Below are 20518 nucleotides of genomic sequence, written 5' to 3' on the forward strand. Positions count from 1 at the left end.
GCGGGGTGATCCGGTGGCGAACGCTTCCGGCGCGCACGCGCGTGGCCGGTTCTCGTCCCGTATGCCCGCCGCTTGCCAAAGGGCATACCGATGAAAACACTGGCCAAACTCCCCGTCACCATCGTCACCGGCTTCCTCGGCTCGGGCAAAACCACGCTGCTGCGGCACATGCTCGATAACGCCCAAGGCCGTCGCATCGCGGTGATCGTCAATGAGTTCGGCGAGCTGGGCATCGACGGTGAAATCCTCAAGCAATGCACCATCGGCTGCACCGAAGAAGAAGCCACCGGCCGCGTCTACGAACTGGCCAACGGCTGTCTGTGCTGCACCGTTCAGGAAGAATTTTTTCCGGTGATGCGTGAACTGGTCGCGCGTCGCGGTGACCTCGATCACATCCTCATCGAAACCTCGGGCCTGGCCCTGCCGAAGCCACTGGTGCAAGCCTTCCAGTGGCCGGAAATCCGCAGCGCCTGCACCGTTGACGCGGTGATCACCGTGGTCGACAGCCCGGCCGTAGCCGCTGGCACCTTCGCCGCGTTCCCGGATCAAGTCGATGCGCAGCGCAAACTCGACCCGAACCTCGATCACGAATCGCCGCTGCACGAACTGTTCGCCGACCAACTGGCCAGCGCCGACCTCGTCATCCTCAACAAGGCCGACCAGACCAGCCCCGAAGACTTGGCCCGTGTACGCGCCGAAGTCGCCGAAGAACTGCCGCCCGCCGTCAAAATCATCGAAGCCAGCAACGGCCGTCTGCCACTGGACGTGCTGATCGGCCTCGGCGCCGGTTCCGAAGAACACATCGACAGCCGCCACAGCCACCATGATCACCACCACGGTGAAGGCGATGACGACCACGATGACCACGATCACGACGCCTTCGATTCGATCTCCATCGAACTGCCACAAGCCGACGAAAGCCTACTGCTCGATGCCCTGACGCAACTGGTGGTCAAGCACGGCATCCTCCGTGTCAAAGGTTTCGCTGCCATTCCGAACAAACCGATGCGCCTGCTGATCCAGGGCGTGGGCACGCGTTTCGACAAGCACTTCGACCGTCAGTGGGGCGCCGATGAAGCGCGCGTGACGCGTCTGGTGCTGATCGGTCAGGAACTCGACGCCGCCCAACTCGAAGCGCAACTGCGCGCTGCGCTCAGCGTTTAACCATGCACCTGCTCAGGACTCAGCCCGGCGGTTTCGTCTCGGATGACAACATTGCCGACCTTGGCCAAACCCCCGCCGAGCTGGTGATCCTGTGCAGCGGCGACTCCAGCCTGGCGCTGCTCGCCGAAGCCGCGCAGCAGTTGCCGGAAGATTATCCGAGCCTGCGTCTGGCCAATCCGATGCAGGTGCAGAATCACGCTTCGGTCGATCTGTACGTCGACGAAGTGCTGCGTCACGCCAAGGTCATTCTGATCTCGCTGCACGGCGGCATTGCCTATTGGCGTTATGGCGTCGACCGCTTGGTCGAGCTGGCCGAACGTGGCGTGCAGGTGATTCTGGTACCGGGCGATGACCGTCCCGATCCGGAGCTCAGCGACTTGAGCACCGTCAACGCCGAAGATCGCGACCGGCTCTGGCAATTCCTGCGACAGGGCGGCCTGGGCAATGCGCTGGATTTCTTCCGCTGTCTGGCCAGCCGTTGGCTCGCCCGCGATTACGCCTGGGAAGAACCGCAAACCCTGCCGCGCACGGCGATTTACCACCCGAACAAAACCAGTGCCGCACTGAGTGACTGGCAAGCCGAATGGCTGCCGGAAAACCCGGTGGCGGCGGTGCTGTTTTACCGCTCGCACCTGCAAGCGGCGAACACCGCGTTCATCGATGTTTTCTGCCAGCGCTTGCAGGCAGCGGGGTTGAATCCGCTGCCGATCGCGCTGGCCAGTCTGAAAGAACCCGGCTGCCTGGCGGTGGTCGAGGATTGGCTGGATGAAGTCGAGGCGGGGGTGATTCTCAACACCACCGGATTCGCTCAGTCCAGCCCTGAAGCGCCGCATCTGCGGCCGTTTCGCCGCAATATTCCGGTGATTCAGGCGATCTGCGCGCAGGACAACGAGCCCGGCTGGCGTGACAGCGAGCAAGGTCTGGGGCCACGGGATCTGGCGATGCACATTGCCTTGCCGGAACTCGACGGGCGCATCATCAGCCGGCCGATCAGTTTCAAGGATCTGGCCTGGCGCAGTGAGCGCAGCCAGTCCGATGTGGTCTGCTACCGCGCGCAGCCTGAGCGCATGGATTTTGTCGCGGAACTGGCGCGGCGCTGGATTGCTCTGGCACGGGTGCCGAATGGCGAAAAACGCATTGCGCTGATTCTCGCCAATTACCCGACCCGCGACGGACGCATCGGCAACGGCGTCGGCCTCGACACGCCCGCAGCGGCGCTGAATATCCTGCGCGCGTTGCAGGCTGAGGGTTATCCGCTCACCGCTGAACTGCCGGGCAGCGGCACCGAGTTGATCCAGCAATTGCTCGGCGGCGTCAGCAACGATCTCGACACGATTGATCTGCGCCCGTGCCAGCAAAGCCTGGCGATGGACGCGTACCTGACGATGTTCAATGCGCTGCCCGAGGCCAATCGCGCCGCCGTTGTCGAACGCTGGGGCCCGCCGCAAAACGATCCGATGTGCCGCGACGGGCGGATGATGATTGCTGGTCTGCGCTTCGGCCTGACCTTCGTCGGCATTCAGCCGGCGCGCGGTTATCAGGTCGATCCGAGCGCGGTCTATCACGATCCGGATCTGGTGCCGCCGCACGGTTATCTGGCGTTTTATTTCTGGTTGCGCAACACCTACGGCGCCCACGGCGTGATTCACGTCGGCAAGCACGGCAACCTCGAATGGCTGCCGGGCAAAGGCGTTGGCCTTTCGGAAAACTGCTGGCCGGACGCATTGCTCGGGCCGCTGCCGAACATCTATCCGTTTATCGTCAATGACCCGGGCGAGGGCGCCCAGGCCAAGCGGCGTACGCAAGCGGTGATCATCGACCACCTGATGCCGCCGCTGACCCGCGCCGAAACCTATGGGCCGTTGCGCAATCTGGAGCTGCTGGCCGACGAATATTACGAAGCGCAGTTGCTCGATCCGCGTCGCGCCCGCGAGTTGCAGCGCGACATTCTGCAACTGGTGCGGGACACGCAGATCGACCGCGAACTGCAACTCGACGCCGGGATGGACAGCGACGCCGACGCGGCGATCTGGTTGCCGCGTCTCGATACCTATTTGTGTGATTTGAAGGAATCGCAGATTCGCGATGGCTTGCACATTTTTGGCGAGTCACCGAGCGGGCGATTGCGCATTGATACGTTGTTGGCGTTGTTGCGTATTCCGCGCGGAGACGGGAAGGGCGCGCAGTCGAGCCTGCTGCGCGCACTGGCCAAAGCATTCGAACTTGGTTTCGATCCGCTCGACTGTGCGTTGGCCGATCCATGGACCGGCCCGCGTCCCGCAGAGCTGCAAGAGCAAAGCGACGAAGTCTGGCGCACCGCCGGCGACACCCGCGAACGCCTCGAATTGTTCGCCACTGAACTGATCTTCCAGACGCTGCAATCCCCTTGTAGGAGTGAGCCTGCTCGCGATAGCGGAGTGTCATTCGATACAGATTTGCCTGATACACCGCCATCGCGAGCAGGCTCACTCCTACAAGGACCGCGTTGGGCTGAAGTCGGCGCAATCATCGACAATCTGCGCGAAGTCGTCGCCCCACGCCTCGATGCCTGCGGCCCCGCTGAAATGCGCGGCCTGCTCGACGCCCTCAGCGGTCGTTTCGTCCCCGCCGGCCCGAGCGGCGCGCCCAGCCGTGGTCGCCTCGACGTGCTACCGACCGGACGCAATTTCTACTCGGTCGACGTGCGCAATCTGCCGACCACCACCGCATGGCGCATCGGTTTCCAGTCGGCGACGTTGATTCTCGAGCGTCACCTGCAGGACCACGGCGATCACCTGCGTCAGCTCGGATTATCGGTGTGGGGCACCGCGACCATGCGCACCGGCGGCGACGACATCGCCCAGGCCATGGCGCTGATGGGCGTGCGCCCGGTGTGGGCCACTGGCAGTCAGCGTGTCGATGATTTCGAGATTCTGCCGCTGAGCCTGCTCGACCGCCCGCGCGTTGATGTCACCCTGCGAGTCTCCGGATTCTTCCGCGATGCCTTTGCCAACCTGATCCGCCTGTTCGACGCCGCTGTGCAAGCAGTGGCGGCACTGGACGAGCCGGATGATCTCAATCCGCTGGCGGCTAAAGTGCGCGCCGAGCGCGAGTCTTTGCTGCAATCGGGTCTTGATGACGAAACGGCGCGGCGTCAGGCCGGTTGGCGAATCTTCGGGGCCAAGCCCGGTGCCTACGGTGCGGGCGTGCAGGGCGCTATCGACGGGCGTTTGTGGCAGAGCCGCGAGGATCTGGCCGAGGTTTATCTGAATTGGGGCGCCTACGCTTACGGCGGTTCCGACGAAGGCACCGCCGCCCGTGAACAATTCGTGCAGCGCCTGAGTCAGGTGCAAGCGGTGTTGCAAAATCAGGACAATCGCGAGCACGACTTGCTCGATTCCAACGACTATTACCAGTTCCAGGGCGGCATGCTCGCCGCCGTGGAAACCCTGCGCGGCGAAGCGGCGGCCAGTTATCACGGCGATCACAGCCAGCCGGATCTGCCGAAGATTCGCACCTTGAAAGAAGAGCTGAACCGGGTGATTCGCTCACGTGCGGCCAATCCGAAATGGATCGACGGGGTCAAGCGGCACGGCTATAAAGGCGCGTTCGAACTGGCGGCGACGGTTGATAACCTGTTTGCGTTTGACGCCACCACGCAGTTGATCGATGACCACCAGTACGCATTGTTGGCGGATGCCTATTTGCTCGACCCGGCGACTCGGGAGTTTGTCCGCGAGCATAATCCGCATGCGCTGCGGGATATGACCGAACGCATGCTTGAGGCGCAACAGCGGGGGATGTGGCAGGAGCCGGGGGCTTATAAAGAGGCGCTGGAGAATCTGCTGCTGGATATTGAGGAAGATATGTAGCGTCCTCAGGAAAGTCACCCCCTCACCCCAGCCCTCTCCCCCAAGGGGCGAGGGGGAAAGGGAGCCGATTTGTGTGCTGTTCAGAATCGAAGTCAACTCGATAATTCAGGTCGGCGTACCTTGCAAAAGCAACTCGGTCAGTTCCCTCTCCCTCTGGGAGAGGGCCACCCCAACTGACACCCCACAATGCCAAGTACACCCACGACCACGACAGAGAAAACCCAAATGACCGACACACCACATTTCCCGCTCTCCGCCGTGGTCGGCGCCGATGACTTGAAACTCGCCCTGTGCCTCACCGCCATCGACCCGAAAATCGGCGGCGTGTTGATCGAAGGCCCGCGTGGCATGGCCAAGTCCACGCTGGCCCGTGGCCTGGCCGATCTTCTCGCCAGTGGTCAATTCGTCACCTTGCCGCTGGGCGCCACCGAAGAACGTCTGGTCGGTACCCTCGACCTCGACGCTGCCCTCAGTGAGGGGCGTGCGCAGTTTTCGCCGGGTGTGCTGGCCAAGGCTGACGGCGGTGTGCTCTACGTCGATGAAGTCAATCTGCTGCCAGATCACCTCGTCGACCTGCTGCTCGATGTCGCCGCCAGCGGCACCAACCTGATCGAGCGCGACGGTATTTCCCATCGGCATTCGGCGAAGTTCGTACTGATCGGCACCATGAACCCGGAAGAGGGCGAGTTGCGTCCACAGTTGCTCGATCGCTTCGGCTTGAACGTCGCCCTCAGTGGCCACACCGCACCGACCGAACGCGGTCAGATCATTCGCCGGCGACTGGATTTCGACAGCGACCCGCATGTGTTCTGCGCGCAGTGGGAAGCTGAGCAACAAGCCCTGCGTACTCGCTGCGAAACCGCTCGCGTTGCCTTGGTAAACATAGCGCTGGACGACGTGTCGCTGGCACAGATTACCGAGCGCTGTTTTGCCGCCGGGGTCGATGGTCTGCGTGCCGACCTGGTCTGGTTGCGCGCCGCCCGGGCTCATGCTGCATGGCGCGGGGCTGAGGTGATTGGTGAAGAAGATATCGACGCCGTGGCCGAGTTTGCCCTGCGCCATCGTCGTCGTGAGCAACCGGCATCGAGCCCTCAACAGTCAGCACAATCACCCGCCGAGGCTCAGGCTTCGCCGAGCGAAGGGCAGGGCCAGTGGGGTGACATGCCGGCGCCCGCGCTCGCCACGGGCGCTCGCCGTGAAGTGCCGAGCTGGCCAAAAAAGCCTTAGGCATTCGCCCCCGGTCCGACGCGGGGGCGAATGCCAGACCCCGCGCCGGACGACTGGACAACGGACGCCAAGGCAAGCGTCATGTCGCTCGCAGCGGTACGGTGAACTGGCCGGGCACGTTGCTCAACGGGCGTCCTCGGGGGCGTGAGGATCTGCTGTTTCAACTGCGCACGCGCTCGCCGCATGAACTATGGCTGGTCATCGTCGATGCGTCGGCCTCGACACGGCGCCATCAGGCTTTGAGCGATGCCAAAGGCCTGCTCGCGCAACTGTTCGATGACGCTTACCGCCAACGTGCGCGCCTGGCGTTGTTGACGGCCAGTGGCGCGGCGCCGAAATGGCAGGTGCAAGGGTTGAAAGCGTCGAGCGGCTTGCGCGTCTGGCTGGAGACTTTGGGTGCCGGCGGCGGCACGCCGTTAATGGCGGCACTGATGCAGGCCGAGCAATGGCTGGCGGTGCGGCGCAAGCGTTTTCCTGCGGAGCAGCAGCGGTTGCTGGTGGTGACCGATGGGCGTTTGAAACAGTGGTCGGGATTGCCGACGCTGGCGTGTCCGGGGTTGTTGATCGATATCGAGCGCGGGCCGATCCGGTTGGGCCGGGCGCGGGATCTGGCCGAGGCGTTGGGGTCAGAGTATCGACATATCGATGAGCTGAATTCTCTCTGAGCTTTTCGGCGATTGTTCGAACGTCTTCGCGAGCAGGCTCGCTCCCACCCTGGAATGCGTTCAAATGTGGGAGCGAGCCTGCTCGCGAAGGCATCACCTCGGTTTTTCATTTAAACACTCAAACCCGCATCCCTGCTCTATGCTGCACCCAGCCCCAATCACAAGGAGTGAGCGATGCGCGTACTGGTCAGAAATCCCGCAGACGATTTCCGCGTCAAAGCCTACGCCGGCACCAACGGCGTGCTGCTCGCCATGGATCTGGCCGAGCCCCGGCGCAAAGGCCTGCTGGGGTTTGCCATCGAAAAGCAGCAGGGCGCCAAACCCTGGTTGTTTCTGTTTAACAGCCTGACCTTCCCCGGCAAGCCGCACACCTTTGCGCAGTTCCACGCCACACCGAGCGATACCGCTCCGCTGCAGAAATTTCGCTGGGCTGATTACGCGGTCAATCCGGGCATGACCCTTCACTATCGTGTGCACCTGGCCTACGGCTCTGCCGACGCCGTGCAGTTGGGTGAATCGCTGGAGCTGACGATCACTTCCGATGACGGTCACCCGAGCAACCAAAGCGTGATCTTCAATCGCGCCGTTGCCGCCAGTCAGGCATTCCAGCGCAAGTTTCCCGATCTCGACGCACAGATCAGCGCCAACAAAAACATGCCCATCGAAGCCTGGCCCGATGCGGCCCGTCAGTGGCTGGAAAACGGCTTGCTCGGGCGCTTGCGGGGTTTTATCGAGCGTGCCGTCGATGAGCAATGGGCGCTGGACATTGCCATCTATGAATACCAGTTGCAGGCGATCATCGAGGCGGTGAACGCGGCATTCGCGCGGGGCGTAAAGGTGCGGGTGCTGTATCACGCGCGGCTGGATGACGAAGACACCACGATCAACCAAGCGAGTCTGGCGGCGCTGCCGCTCGCGAGCAAACGCGGGCGGGTGACCCATAACATCTTTCACAACAAGTTCATCGTTCTGAGTCGCGTCGATGGCAGCGGCGAGCATCAGCCTGCAGCGGTTCTGTGTGGCAGCACCAATTTCACCGCCAACGGGGTTTATCGGCAGGCCAACGTGGTGCATGTGCTCGACGATGAATCGGTTGCCGCCAGTTATCTGCAAATGTTCGAGCAGATCTGGGTGCAGCCGGATGATGTCGGTGTAACCCGCGACTGGGTCACCGAACACAACCCGATGAATGCGCAACAGCCGTTATTCGCCGGTTTTTCACCGCGTACCGGCGGGGCTGACCTGAAAGCGTTCGTTGAGATCATCAGCGCGGCAAAAAAGGACGTGCTGTTCGTCACGGCGTTTTCGCTGCCGGACGCGATTCTTAACGCGTTACTCGGCCAGCCGCACGATGACATTCTGCGTTATGGTCTGCAGAACACTGCCAGTCGCATCAGCGGATTCCACGCCGACCGCAGCGCCGAATTCGCCGCCACTGCGTTGCTCAATACCGGGCTGGAAGGCTGGCTGCGCGAGAACATGAAAGGCCAGAAAGGCAATCTGCTGGTGCACACCAAAGCGGTGGTCACTGACTTCACCACAGACACCCCGACCATCATCAGCGGCAGCCACAACCTCAGCGCTTCGGCCAGTAATGGCAATGATGAAAACTACCTGATCATTCGTGGCGACACCGATCTGGCGGATCGTTATGGCCTGGAGTTGCTGCGGTTTTATGAGCATTACCGATTTCGTTATTTTGCGAAAAAACTGGCGTTGAAGCAGGTGAACCCGTTAGCGGTGGATGACCGTTGGACCAATGATTACTACATCGAAGGGGATTTGCGGCAGCTGTCGCGGTTGCGCTTCGCTGGCCGTTGACACGGTACTGTAGGAGCCGCTGCAGGCTGCGATCTTTTGACTTTGGCATTAGAAAACAAGATCAAAGGATCGCAGCCTTCGGCAGCTCCTACAGGGGTATCTGGAGAGCTGTTACAGATTTTGAAATGATTTGCCGCTGTAGGAAATGTTCCCAAAGCCTGTACGCTCCAAGGCCATTTTTCATTCAGGATCTACATGAACACCCTCTCGGAGCCTCCCAGTTACCGCTTCCCCTCGCGCCATGGCGCGGTCTTGATGCACTCGCAACATTCAGTTTTCCGACATCCGACTATCGTTGCTAACGCGGCTCCAGAGCTTTCGCGTTGCGCTTTGCCGTGTCCGGCAGCCTGAATTCACTGAGAGAGATCGAGACGTTTTATGGAATGGTTAGCGGATCCCACAGCCTGGTTAGGCTTGTTGACATTGATCGTGCTGGAACTGGTGCTGGGTATCGACAACCTGGTGTTCATCGCAATCCTGGCGGACAAACTGCCGCCGCATCAGCGCGACCGTGCGCGGATTATCGGCCTGTCGCTGGCGCTGATCATGCGCTTGGGCCTGTTGGCGAGTATTTCCTGGCTGGTGACCCTCACGCAGCCGTTGTTCGAGGTATTCGACAAGAGCTTCTCCGGCCGTGACCTGATCATCCTGTTCGGTGGTGTGTTCCTGCTGTTCAAGGCGACCATGGAATTGCACGAACGTCTTGAAGGTCATGTCGGCGAACGCACGACCAACAGCGCTTATGCGATGTTCTGGCCGATCGTTGCGCAGATCGTGGTACTCGACGCGGTGTTCTCGCTGGATGCGGTGATTACCGCCGTGGGCATGGTCGATGAACTGGCGGTGATGATGATTGCGGTGATCATCTCGATTGGCTTGATGATCGTTGCCAGCAAACCGTTGACGCGCTTCGTCAACGCGCACCCGACGGTAATCATGCTGTGTCTGGGCTTCCTGATGATGATCGGTTTTGCCCTGACGGCCGAAGGTCTGGGCTTCCACATTCCGAAAGGCTATCTGTATGCCGCCATCGGCTTCTCGATTCTGATCGAGGTGTTCAACCAGATTGCCCGGGCTCGCCGCAAACGTTCGATGCAAGGCCTGCGACCGATACGCGAACGTACTGCTCACGCGGTCATGCGCTTGCTGGGCGGGCGCAAACTGGCGGCGGAAGACGTCGGCGAGGAAATCTCCGACCTGCTCGATGACGGTGACGCGCCAAGTGCCGAACTGTTCGACCGTCGCGAGCGGGTGATGATCAGCGGCGTGCTGCAACTGGCCGAGCGGCCGATTCGCGGGCTGATGACCGTGCGCGCCGATGTCGACACAATTGATCTGGCCGATGACCGCGAGGCGATTCGTACCCGCTTGATGCACTCGTCCTACTCGCGTCTGCCGTTGATTCGCAACGGTGCGGTGGATGAGCCGTTGGGCTTCGTGCACAAGAAGGAACTGCTCAAGGAGTACCTGGCCGGTACCGAGCCGAATCTGGAACATCTGGCGCGCAAGACCATCAACCTGCTCGACAGTTATTCGATCCTCAACGCACTGGAGCAGATGCGCGCTGCGTCGACGCACATTGCTTTCGTGGTTAATGAGTTCGGTGATTTTGTCGGCGTGTTGACCATGACCGACATTCTCGAATCGATTGCCGGTGAGTTGCCGGATGCCAGCGAAATCGAAGGCCCGGATGTCGTCGAGGAGCAGGGCGGGTTTATGGTCAGCGGTGCGCTCAACCTGGCGCGGGTGCGCCAACGCACCGGGTTTGGCGCCAAGCCGACCGAGGACTATCAGACCATGGCCGGGTTGGTGATGAGCCTTCTGGATCGATTGCCGGTGATCGGTGATCGTCTGGAGCTTGAAGGCTGGCACATGACGGTCAAAGCCGTGGAAGAGCGGCGGGTGACGCGGGTGCTATTGGAGCGCGCGCCAGCGTAATCCTGGAGTTCTCTACTCACTGTGCCGGCCTCTTCGCGAGCAGGCTCGCTCCCACACTGGAACGCGTTGCAAATGTGGGAGCGAGCCTGCTCGTGAATGCTTGGGTTCAGGCACCGCAGTATTTACTGATGAAAAGTGTGCGATCCTTCCTGTTCCCACCCAAGTGCGAGAAATATCTGACGGACAACACAGAAACGTCGTTGGAAATCACGTGGTATCGTCAAATGGATCGAAGTTAAGAGCTTCGAGGGTGCTATTTTAGGTGCTGTTAAAAGTACTTCAGGAAGCACCTTAATGGCACACATCGTTCTTTCTCACGTAGTAGCGAGTATTTCCGAATTGAAAAAAAATCCGATGGGCACTGTAGCTGCTGGAGGTGGACGCTCTGTAGCGATTCTCAACCGAAATGAACCAGCGTTTTATTGCGTACCTGCCAAAGAATACGAGGCAATGATGACGCGCCTTGATGATCTGGAGTTGATCGCGCTTTGCAAGGAGCGAGAAAACGACCCCACCATCAAGGTCTCAATAGATGACCTATGAGCTGGAATTTTCTGAAAAGGCCTGGAAAGAGTGGGAGAAGCTGGGCGCAGGTCTACGAGATCAGTTCAAGAAAAAACTAGCGGAGCGGCTGCTTAATCCACATGTACCGGCGGATCGACTCAAAGGCCTCGGTAATGCATACAAAATTAAGCTGCGGAGCGCCGGATATCGGATGGTGTATCGGGTCAAGGATGAAGTATTGGTGGTCGCGGTGATAGCCGTTGGCAAGCGAGCGCGAGGCGAAATCTATACAGAGGCTGCCAAGCGCTGAAATAGATTTCCAAAGGACGTCCGTTGCCTGACACGCTGGATTTATCCCCTGGCACCGAACAGGGATCTCCACCACACCACGATTCGCTCAAGAGTGTTTTTCGCTTCTCTAGTCTCCAGACTCATTAGCGTCAGACTGCCAAGTTGCGCGGCGGCGACGCCGATTGCTCCATCTGTCTGGAGTTTGACCGTGGCTCCGGTCGTGCCGGCTGGCGCGAGGATCCAGTCGGTTCGCACTTGCCAGTTGGGATCGTCTGTCAGCGCCAACTCAAGTTCGTCGCCAGCAGGATGTAGCGTCAATATCACGCGAGCCGTGGAGGCGGATGCAGTCTTCATTCTGGCGGACAGTGCATATTCTTCGGCTTCAGATTGGAAAATGACGTCCTGACTGATGTATCCGGGTGAAGTGATCTCGCAGTCATCCTTGTTAAATTTCACGTGCTCTGGAAGGCTCACTGACCAGTCTTTTTCGCCTTCGTAAAACTCGCCATTGCTGATCAAATTCGTCATGTCCTATCCTTCTCTGAGACTTTTTGGTTAACGCGGCGTCGGAACCTTCAGCCTGTTCAGCACTGACTCCGCAGACGCGCACGTGCAACAGTGCGCAGAGTACGAAGTGTCTGACGCAGCCAAGACAGATCATGCGTTCGCTTTCGGGGCGCAGTGGGCGCTTTGGTCTTGCCGATGTGCTCGGCAAAATCCCGTGCGAGGGTTTCTTCCGTGCCGATGCCTTTGAGTTTTTTCACCAGCCTGCCGTTCTTGTAGAACAGTACGGTGGGCGTACCGGTGACCAGCGGATGACGGGCAGTTTCGCTGGTATTGAGCATGTAGATATTGGCGCGATGCCGGTACGGCTCGGCCGTCTGGCGAAAAATCGGGCCGGCCCATTCGCAGGCGGGGCAGTGTTCGTTGGCGAAATACAGGATCACTGGGCGCCAGGTTTTCAGGGCTTTGCGGTAGGTGGCCGGCAAGGCTTCGAAAGGGGTTGTCGAGTCCATTGGAAACTCCCTTTTTCGGAATGCAGTGGTGATGCGTTCACGGAGAAAGCAAGCCGTCACGAGATGAAAGCTTGCTTTCAAGAGTATTGGCTCAGAGCAGCCTGGATAGCGTTACATCGCCGAAATAAGAGCCAAGTTCATCAAACGTACCGTCATTGCACTCTACCGTCACCGTGAACTTGAGTGTCGCGAGAGGGGCGTCGAACTCTTGGAACTTGATCGTCCAGCCTTGGTTACCTCCGACGTCAAGTTGAACCGGGTTGCCTGTCGGATGTGGTTGCACAGTGATGCGGCCCGCATAGCCATGCAGTGTTTTCATTCTTGCCGAGATCATGAATTTACCGCCGCCCTCGCTACCCAGGAGAACGTCCTGACTAATGGAGTCAGGAGGCGCGATTATGCAGTGACCAACTACGTAACTGACGTTACTCGGGGTTGTTGCTGTCCAGTGATCGCCTTGATTCGCAAAATCACCATTTTTAATCAGATTGGCCATTTCAAAAGTCCTTATTGAGATTTTAAGTTCGGTTCCTGACCCGTTCGGTCCGGACCAGTAGGCCTATCAATTCACCGGTCAACAACTGTCAACTCTGACAGGTCGAGCGGTAAATCCGATGAGCGGTCACTTGCGATCAAGCCATTTTCCAAGTCCGATTCAATGCTTTATCTGTGCATCAATCGGTCGCGCACACGCCCTTAAATGTGACATTACTTCCCAATCGGTTGCCTTCAGTAGCGAAGGTGAAATTTCTACTGGCAATAGTCGCGCGCAGATCCGCGGGCTAACTTGTTGAACCGATTAATGTTTCCGAAGGCCTGGGTTTTATTGCCAAAGCTATGGCACACTTTCTGCTGTCTATTCCGTAGCAACAAACCGTGTTCCGGTATAGCGGAATAAACACAATTCTGGAGTGCTTGCCATGCATCGCCGTCCTTCGTTGTTCAAAGCATGTGTTTTTGTTCTTGCGGCTTCGTCCGCTGTCATGGGTATGGCCCAGGCAGCCGACAGCAAGCTCGACAGTGTTCTGGCCCGTGGCAAATTGATTGTCGGCACTGGCAGCACCAATGCGCCGTGGCACTTTCAGGGCGCGGACGGCAAGTTGCAGGGTTTTGATATCGACATCGCCAGAATCGTCGCCAAGGGTCTGTTCAACGACCCGAGCAAAGTCGAGTTCGTCGTGCAGTCGTCTGATGCGCGGATTCCCAATCTGCTCACCGACAAGGTCGACATGAGCTGCCAGTTCATCACCGTTACCGCCAGCCGCGCGCAGCAAGTGGCGTTCACGCTGCCGTACTACCGCGAAGGCGTCGGCCTGCTGCTGCCGAACAACAGCAAGTACAAGGAAATCGAAGACCTGCAAGCCGCTGGTGACAGCGTCACCGTGGCGGTGCTGCAGAACGTGTACGCGGAAGAGCTGGTGCATCAGGCCCTGCCGAAAGCCAAGGTCGATCAGTACGACAGCGTCGACCTGATGTACCAAGCCGTGAACTCCGGTCGTGCCGATGCTGCCGCCACCGACCAGTCTTCGGTCAAATACCTGATGGTGCAGAACCCTGGCCGCTATCGCAGCCCAACCTACGCGTGGAGCCCGCAAACCTACGCGTGTGCGGTTAAACGCGGCGATCAGGACTGGCTGAACTTCGTCAACACCGCATTGCATGAAGCCATGACCGGCGTTGAATTCCCGACCTACGCCGCCTCGTTCAAGCAATGGTTTGGTGTAGACCTGCCGTCGCCTGCGATCGGTTTCCCTGTCGAATTCAAATGATCCCGTGAGAGCGGGGCGGTTCACGTCGCCCCGCTCAAGGTACTGCTGACCATGAACTATCAGTTGAACTTTGCCGCCGTGTGGCGCGATTTCGACACCTTGCTGGCGGGGCTCGGTCTGGGTCTTGAACTGGCGCTGGTGTCGATCGCCATCGGCTGCGTGATCGGCCTGCTGATGGCGTTTGCCTTGCTTTCCAGGCATCGCGCCTTGCGGGTGCTGGCCTCGGTGTATGTCACGGTGGTGCGTAACACGCCGATTCTGGTGTTGATTCTGTTGATCTACTTTGCCTTGCCGAGTCTCGGCATTCGGCTGGACAAGATTCCGTCGTTCATCATCACCCTGTCGCTGTATGCCGGGGCATACCTGACCGAAGTGTTCCGTGGTGGTTTGCTGAGTATCCCCAAAGGTCAGCGCGAAGCCGGGCTGGCGATCGGTCTCGGCGAGTGGCAGGTCAAGGCCTACGTCACCGTGCCGGTGATGTTGCGCAACGTCTTGCCGGCGCTGTCGAACAACTTCATCTCGCTGTTCAAGGACACCTCGCTGGCCGCCGCAATTGCAGTCCCGGAGCTGACCTATTACGCGCGCAAGATCAACGTCGAAAGCTACCGGGTGATCGAAACCTGGCTGGTGACCACGGCGTTGTATGTCGCGGCCTGTTACCTCATTGCCATGCTGCTGCGTTACCTCGAGCAGCGTCTGGCAATCCGCCGATAGGAGGCTGCGATGTACGAATCTCCCAGTTGGTTACATGAATTGTGGATTGCGCGTGAGCCGCTGTGGCAGGGCTTTTTGACCAGTGTGCAAGTGTCGGCGCTGGCGATTCTGCTCGGCACTGTGCTCGGCGTGGTCACCGGTCTGGTGCTGACCTACGGCAAATTCTGGATGCGCGCGCCGTTTCGTTTTTACGTCGACCTGATTCGCGGCACACCGGTATTTGTGCTGGTACTGGCCTGCTTCTATATGGCACCGGCGCTGGGCTGGCAGATCAGCGCGTTCCAGGCCGGCGCCTTGGGTCTGACCTTGTTTTGCGGTTCTCATGTGGCTGAGATTGTCCGTGGTGCGCTGCAAGCCTTGCCGCGCGGGCAGATGGAAGCGAGCCAGGCCATCGGCCTGACGTTCTATCAATCCCTTGGCTACGTATTGTTGCCTCAGGCGCTGCGGCAGATCCTGCCGACCTGGGTCAACTCGTCCACTGAAATCGTCAAGGCCTCGACCTTGCTGTCGGTGATCGGCGTCGCCGAATTGCTCCTCAGTACCCAACAGATCATCGCCCGGAACTTCATGACTCTGGAGTTCTACCTGTTCGCCGGTTTTCTGTTCTTCGTCATCAACTACGGCATCGAATTACTCGGCCGGCACATTGAAAAGCGGGTGGTCTTGCCATGACTCAAGCTCAAGTTTCCCCACAGCCTCAGGCGTTGCTGGACATCCGTGGCCTGCACAAACAGTACGGCGCGGTCGAAGTGCTCAAGGGTGTCGATCTGAGCATGCAGCGCGGCAACGTGGTCACGCTGATCGGCTCCAGCGGTTCGGGCAAGACCACGCTGCTGCGTTGCGTGAACATGCTCGAGGAATTCCAGGGCGGGCAGATCCTGCTCGACGGTGAATCCATCGGCTATGACGAGGTCAACGGCAAGCGTGTCCGGCATGCAGAAAAAGTCATCGCCCGCCATCGTGCGATGACCGGCATGGCGTTCCAGCAATTCAACCTGTTCCCGCACCTGACCGCGTTGCAGAACGTCACCCTGGGTTTGCTCAAGGTGAAGAAAATGCACAAGGACGAAGCCGTCGTCCTCGCGGAAAAATGGCTGGAGCGCGTCGGCTTGCTGGAGCGGCGCAATCACTTTCCCGGCCAGTTGTCCGGCGGTCAGCAACAGCGCGTGGCGATTGCCCGGGCGATTGCGATGAACCCGAGTTTGATGCTGTTCGATGAGGTCACCTCGGCCCTCGATCCGGAACTGGTCGGCGAAGTGCTCAACGTGATCAAGGGCTTGGCCGAAGACGGCATGACCATGTTGCTGGTGACCCACGAGATGCGTTTCGCCTTCGAGGTCTCGGACAAAATCGTTTTCATGAATCAGGGGCGGATCGAAGAGCAGGGGCCTCCCAAGGATCTGTTCGAGCGCCCGCAATCGCCGCGTCTGGCGGAATTTCTCAAAAGCACGCGGTTCTGACTTTTCACATTTTCAATCAGGAGAAACACCCATGAGCATTACGCGTTACGGCACCGGCAGCACCGCCGCTGGCGGTCAGCCACGGCCATTCGCTCGCGCCGTTGAAGCGGATGGCTGGCTGCACGTTTCCGGCCAGGTACCGGCGGTGGATGGCGAGATCATTGTCGGCGGCATCGTCGAGCAGACCCACCAGACCATGAAGAACCTGATCGCGATTCTCGAAGAAGCCGGTTATGGCCTGGAAGACGTGGTGCGCGCTGGCGTGTGGCTGGACGATCCGCGGGACTTCAGCAGTTTCAACAAGGTTTTTGGCGAGTACTTCAAGCCTGAGCACGCACCGGCCCGCGCCTGTGTGCAGGCGAGCATGATGGTTGATTGCAAGGTCGAGATCGACTGCATTGCGTACAAGAAACCCTGACCAATACGCGGATCGTTCCCACGCTCTGCGTGGGAATGCCTCTCGGAACGCTCCGCGTTCCAAGGGACGCAGAGCGTCCCGGGCTGCATTCCCACGCGGAGCATGGGAACGATCATTAGCGGTAAACTCCCGGCGACTTTGAATGGGAACCACTGAAATGACCGAAGACACCATCAAGCGCCGGGCCCGCGGTCTGGACCGGGCGTTCGATATCCTCGATTTCCTCAAGGAAGTCGGCCAGCCGCTGCGTCCGAACGACATCGCCAACGGCATCGGCAGCCCGAAATCCACCGTCTACGAACTGGTCGCTTCGTTACTCGAACGACGGATTCTGGAGCCGGTGGGCAAGGACGGTCACGTCTATCTCGGCCGGCAGTTGTACTTCCTCGGTCAGGCGCATTTGCGTCATTTCGACCTCAGTCGCGAAGCCGATCACGCCTTGCAGGAGATCGTCAGCCAGACCCGTGAAACCGCGCAGATGTGCCTGCTCAACGGGCGCAAATACACGGTGGCGTTGATGAAGGAGGGCGAGCGGCATTTCCGTATTTCCTCCGACATCGGTGAAAACGCGCCGATCCCGTGGACGGCTTCCGGGCGCGTGCTGCTCGCACACCTGAGCGATCAGCAGATCATCGACCTCATCGACGAGGACGATTACATCCTGCCCGACGGCGAACGTTTGCCATTGGAGCGTTTTCTCGCCGAAATCCGTCAGGCCGGCATCGATGGATTTTTCTCCTTCGACAGCGTTGCCGACACCTTTACCCATTGCTTCGCCGCACCGGTCAAAGACTCTCAAGGCGTAGCGATTTGCACGTTGTGCATCGTCGCCCCACGGGCCGATGCGAAGAACAATTACAACGACTATCGCCGGGTGCTGATCGAGAGTGCCAACAGCCTCGCCCGGCGTATCAACGAATAACCGCGGCTGCCTGCGGCCGTGAAAAAAGTGAGGAGTTCGACCATGACGACTGCCATCAATACTGCTGTGGAAAAGGGCGACGCGGCCATTGGCGCGCACCTGACGCGTGACGTCAGCCTGCCGGCGCTGGTGCTGCACCGCGAAGCGCTGGAGCACAACATCCGCTGGATGCAGAAGTTTGTCAGCGACAGCGGCGCGGAACTCGCGCCCCACGGCAAAACCAGCATGACCCCGGCACTGTTCAAGCGTCAGCTCGACGCCGGCGCGTGGGGCATCACCCTCGCCAGCGCGACCCAGACCCAGGCTGCTTACGCCCATGGCGTGCGCCGCGTGCTGATGGCCAACCAATTGGTCGGCACGCCGAACATGGCATTGATCGCCGATCTGCTCGCCGATCCGTCGTTCGATTTCTATTGCATGGTCGATCACCCGGACAACGTTGCCGATCTCGGCGCCTACTTCGCCTCGCGTGGAGTGAAGCTCAACGTGATGATCGAATACGGCGTGGTTGGCGGACGTTGCGGTTGCCGTAGCGAGCAGGAAGTGATTGAACTGGCCAAGGCGATCAACGCGCAACCGGCGCTGGCCCTGACCGGCATTGAAGGTTACGAAGGGGTGATTCACGGCGATCACGCGGTCAGCGGGATTCGTGAGTTTGCTGCATCCCTGGTGCGTCTGGCGGTGCAGTTGCAGGACAGCGGCGCGTTCGCCATCGCCAAACCGATCATCACCGCCTCGGGTTCGGCATGGTACGACCTGATTGCCGAATCGTTCGAAACGCAGAACGCGGCGGGGCGTTTCCTCAGCGTGTTGCGCCCGGGCAGTTACGTGGCGCACGACCATGGCATCTACAAAGAGGCGCAGTGCTGCGTGCTCGACCGCCGCAGTGATCTTCACGAAGGTTTGCGTCCGGCGCTGGAAGTCTGGGCCCACGTGCAGTCGCTGCCGGAGCCGGGTTTTGCGGTGATCGCACTGGGCAAACGAGATGTCGCGTTCGATGCCGGTTTGCCGGTGCCGTTGCTGCGTTACCAGGCGGGTGTGGTGCCGGCGCTGGGCGAGGATGTCGGTGCGTGCAAGGTCACGGCGGTGATGGATCAGCACGCGTTCATGACGGTAGCGCCGGGCGTTGAGTTGCGCGTGGGTGACATCATTTCTTTTGGTACGTCGCATCCGTGCCTGACGTTCGACAAGTGGCGTGTGGGGTTGTTGGTGGATGAAGAGTTGTCGGTGATCGAGAGCATGGAGACTTGTTTCTAAGACTCGATACCGAGTCGCGGCCATTCGCGAGCAGGCTCGCTCCCACACTTGGAATGCATTCCCCTGTGGGAGCGAGCCTGCTCGCGAAGGCGCCAGTCCAGACACCATCGATCAACAGAGACAGCACAAGATGAACACCCTCAGCCCTCTGGGCCCGAACACCCCGCGTATCGCCCTGATCGGCGAATGCATGATCGAACTGCAGCAACGCGCCGACGGCAGCCTGCAGCAAAGCTTCGGTGGCGACACCCTGAACACCGCGGTGTATCTGTCGCGTGCGATGGGCGACAAGGCCCGGGTCGATTACGTCACCGCGCTGGGCGATGACAGCTTCAGCGATGCCATGTGCCGGATATGGACCAGCGAAGGCATTGGTCTGGATCTGGTGCAGCGTCTGCCGGGACGCTTGCCGGGCCTGTATTGCATCCAGACCGATGCCAGCGGCGAGCGACGTTTTCTCTACTGGCGCAATGAAGCGGCGGTTCGCGACTGTTTCACCACCCCGGCAGCCGAGCCGATTCTGGCGGCGCTGCCGGATTACGATGTGTTGTATTTCAGCGGTATCACCTTGGCCGTCCTCGGTGCATCGGGCCGGGAAAAACTGATCCAGACGCTGATCGAAGCGCGCCAGCGTGATGCGCGGATTGTCTTCGACAACAACTATCGGCCACGCCTGTGGGCCTCGGTAGAAGACGCGCGCGCGGCCTATCGCAGCGTATTGCCCTACGTTGATCTGGCGTTATTGACGGTAGATGACGAACAGGCGCTGTTCGGCTTCGCCGATGGCGACGCGGTGTTTGCCGCTTACGCGCAATTCGGCACGCCGGAAGTGGTGCTCAAGCGTGGCGCCGAGGCGTGCCTGATTCGTTGTGATGGCGAGGCTTTTGAGGTGCCGGCGCAGAAGGTCGAGAAGGTGGTGGACACCACGGCGGCGGGGGATTCGTTCAGTGCGGCGTATCTGGCCAGTCGATTGCTGGGCGCAAGTCCGGCGGAGGCTGCCGAGGCCGGGCACTTGCTGGCCAGCCAGGTGATTCAGGTGCCGGGGGCATTGATTCCGAAACAGGCTTGAATGGCCGCTTGCTGCGCAATCGATCGCGAGCAGGCTCGCTCCCACAGGGGAATGCATTCCAAATGTGGGAGCGAGCCTGCTCGCGAAAGGGCCCTGAAGCCAACCCGTCAATCGCGGTAAAACACCTGCACCAGGTGATACCCGAACTTGCTCTTGATCGGCCCATGCACGGTCCGCAGTGGCTTTTTGAAGATCACCGCATCAATCGCCCCAACCATCTGCCCCGGCCGCACTTCACCCAGATCGCCGCCGCGCTTGCCGGACGGGCAGGTGGAAAATTTCTTCGCCAGCACATCAAACGCTTCACCCTTGGCGATGCGTTGTTTGAGCTGTTCGGCCTCTTCGGCGGTTTTCACCAGAATGTGGCGGGCTTGGGCTTTCATCGTGCGGTACCTGATAACGGGGTGACGGCGGGGCGCGGATTATGCCTCA

General features: G+C 59.9%; 20 protein-coding genes. 16 read left to right on the forward strand and 4 right to left on the reverse strand.

From position 1 onward, the window contains the following. The first annotated feature begins 90 nt into the window (after positions 1 to 90). From cobW to QOM10_RS13005, 8 genes are all read left to right on the forward strand, one after another. Positions 91 to 1164, forward strand: coding sequence for a cobalamin biosynthesis protein CobW (cobW, locus tag QOM10_RS12970; RefSeq protein ID WP_034154301.1), 1074 nt, complete (start codon positions 91 to 93; stop codon positions 1162 to 1164). A gap of 2 nt (positions 1165 to 1166) precedes the next feature. Further along, complete coding sequence (gene cobN, locus QOM10_RS12975) at positions 1167 to 5015, forward strand: cobaltochelatase subunit CobN (protein WP_316918217.1); 3849 nt, start codon at positions 1167 to 1169, stop codon at positions 5013 to 5015. Between the two features lie 225 nt (positions 5016 to 5240). Next, entirely contained in the window at positions 5241 to 6242 is a 1002-nt protein-coding gene (locus tag QOM10_RS12980; RefSeq protein ID WP_150774543.1) for an ATP-binding protein, read from the forward strand. A gap of 2 nt (positions 6243 to 6244) precedes the next feature. Next, positions 6245 to 6907 (forward strand): vWA domain-containing protein, encoded by a 663-nt coding sequence (locus QOM10_RS12985; RefSeq protein WP_224790156.1) that lies wholly within the window; start codon positions 6245 to 6247, stop codon positions 6905 to 6907. A gap of 174 nt (positions 6908 to 7081) precedes the next feature. Beyond that, positions 7082 to 8728: a phospholipase D-like domain-containing protein gene (locus tag QOM10_RS12990; protein WP_316918218.1), complete on the forward strand. Its 1647-nt coding sequence runs from the start codon at positions 7082 to 7084 to the stop codon at positions 8726 to 8728. Positions 8729 to 9106: 378 nt separating this feature from the next. Further along, positions 9107 to 10666 (forward strand): TerC family protein, encoded by a 1560-nt coding sequence (locus QOM10_RS12995; RefSeq protein WP_316918219.1) that lies wholly within the window; start codon positions 9107 to 9109, stop codon positions 10664 to 10666. Between the two features lie 294 nt (positions 10667 to 10960). After that, a complete protein-coding gene (locus tag QOM10_RS13000; RefSeq protein WP_038368375.1) occupies positions 10961 to 11209 on the forward strand; it encodes a type II toxin-antitoxin system Phd/YefM family antitoxin in 249 nt (82 codons plus the stop codon). Beyond that, positions 11199 to 11480 carry a type II toxin-antitoxin system RelE family toxin gene (locus QOM10_RS13005; protein WP_127927109.1) on the forward strand — a complete coding sequence of 94 codons (282 nt, stop codon included), beginning with the start codon at positions 11199 to 11201 and terminating at the stop codon, positions 11478 to 11480. The genes QOM10_RS13000 and QOM10_RS13005 overlap by 11 nt, the downstream gene beginning before the upstream one ends. A gap of 41 nt (positions 11481 to 11521) precedes the next feature. Here the strand turns inward: QOM10_RS13005 and QOM10_RS13010 are convergent, their stop codons facing one another. From QOM10_RS13010 to QOM10_RS13020, 3 genes are all read right to left on the reverse strand, one after another. Next, a complete protein-coding gene (locus QOM10_RS13010; protein WP_127927111.1) occupies positions 11522 to 11989 on the reverse strand; it encodes a hypothetical protein in 468 nt (155 codons plus the stop codon). Between the two features lie 56 nt (positions 11990 to 12045). After that, positions 12046 to 12477, reverse strand: a complete 432-nt coding sequence (locus QOM10_RS13015) for a thioredoxin family protein (protein ID WP_127927113.1) — start codon at positions 12475 to 12477, stop codon at positions 12046 to 12048. Between the two features lie 91 nt (positions 12478 to 12568). Next, entirely contained in the window at positions 12569 to 12973 is a 405-nt protein-coding gene (locus QOM10_RS13020) for a hypothetical protein (RefSeq protein WP_150774548.1), read from the reverse strand. A gap of 424 nt (positions 12974 to 13397) precedes the next feature. On the opposite strand from QOM10_RS13020, the gene QOM10_RS13025 reads away from it, so the two are divergent. From QOM10_RS13025 to QOM10_RS13060, 8 genes are all read left to right on the forward strand, one after another. Continuing rightward, on the forward strand, positions 13398 to 14246 hold the full coding sequence (locus QOM10_RS13025; protein WP_064117896.1) for a transporter substrate-binding domain-containing protein: 849 nt from the start codon (positions 13398 to 13400) through the stop codon (positions 14244 to 14246). A gap of 51 nt (positions 14247 to 14297) precedes the next feature. After that, positions 14298 to 14960: an amino acid ABC transporter permease gene (locus QOM10_RS13030; RefSeq protein ID WP_038368362.1), complete on the forward strand. Its 663-nt coding sequence runs from the start codon at positions 14298 to 14300 to the stop codon at positions 14958 to 14960. A 9-nt stretch (positions 14961 to 14969) separates the two neighbouring features. Beyond that, on the forward strand, positions 14970 to 15632 hold the full coding sequence (locus tag QOM10_RS13035; protein ID WP_316918220.1) for an amino acid ABC transporter permease: 663 nt from the start codon (positions 14970 to 14972) through the stop codon (positions 15630 to 15632). Further along, complete coding sequence (locus tag QOM10_RS13040; protein ID WP_150752044.1) at positions 15629 to 16420, forward strand: amino acid ABC transporter ATP-binding protein; 792 nt, start codon at positions 15629 to 15631, stop codon at positions 16418 to 16420. Before QOM10_RS13035 ends, QOM10_RS13040 begins: the two co-directional genes overlap by 4 nt. A 31-nt stretch (positions 16421 to 16451) precedes the next feature. Next, on the forward strand, positions 16452 to 16838 hold the full coding sequence (locus QOM10_RS13045; RefSeq protein ID WP_096797669.1) for a RidA family protein: 387 nt from the start codon (positions 16452 to 16454) through the stop codon (positions 16836 to 16838). A gap of 157 nt (positions 16839 to 16995) precedes the next feature. Further along, on the forward strand, positions 16996 to 17760 hold the full coding sequence (locus tag QOM10_RS13050) for an IclR family transcriptional regulator (protein WP_316918221.1): 765 nt from the start codon (positions 16996 to 16998) through the stop codon (positions 17758 to 17760). A 42-nt stretch (positions 17761 to 17802) separates the two neighbouring features. Beyond that, positions 17803 to 19017 carry an amino acid deaminase gene (locus tag QOM10_RS13055; RefSeq protein WP_316918222.1) on the forward strand — a complete coding sequence of 405 codons (1215 nt, stop codon included), beginning with the start codon at positions 17803 to 17805 and terminating at the stop codon, positions 19015 to 19017. Between the two features lie 130 nt (positions 19018 to 19147). Then, a complete protein-coding gene (locus QOM10_RS13060; protein WP_150752047.1) occupies positions 19148 to 20086 on the forward strand; it encodes a sugar kinase in 939 nt (312 codons plus the stop codon). A 107-nt stretch (positions 20087 to 20193) separates the two neighbouring features. On the opposite strand, the gene QOM10_RS13065 is transcribed toward QOM10_RS13060, so the two are convergent. Beyond that, positions 20194 to 20469 (reverse strand): peptidylprolyl isomerase, encoded by a 276-nt coding sequence (locus QOM10_RS13065; RefSeq protein WP_007912322.1) that lies wholly within the window; start codon positions 20467 to 20469, stop codon positions 20194 to 20196. Positions 20470 to 20518 lie beyond the last annotated feature (49 nt).

It is taken from the genome of Pseudomonas sp. P108, from assembly GCF_032613195.1.
In the GTDB taxonomy this organism is placed as follows: Bacteria; Pseudomonadota; Gammaproteobacteria; order Pseudomonadales; family Pseudomonadaceae; genus Aquipseudomonas.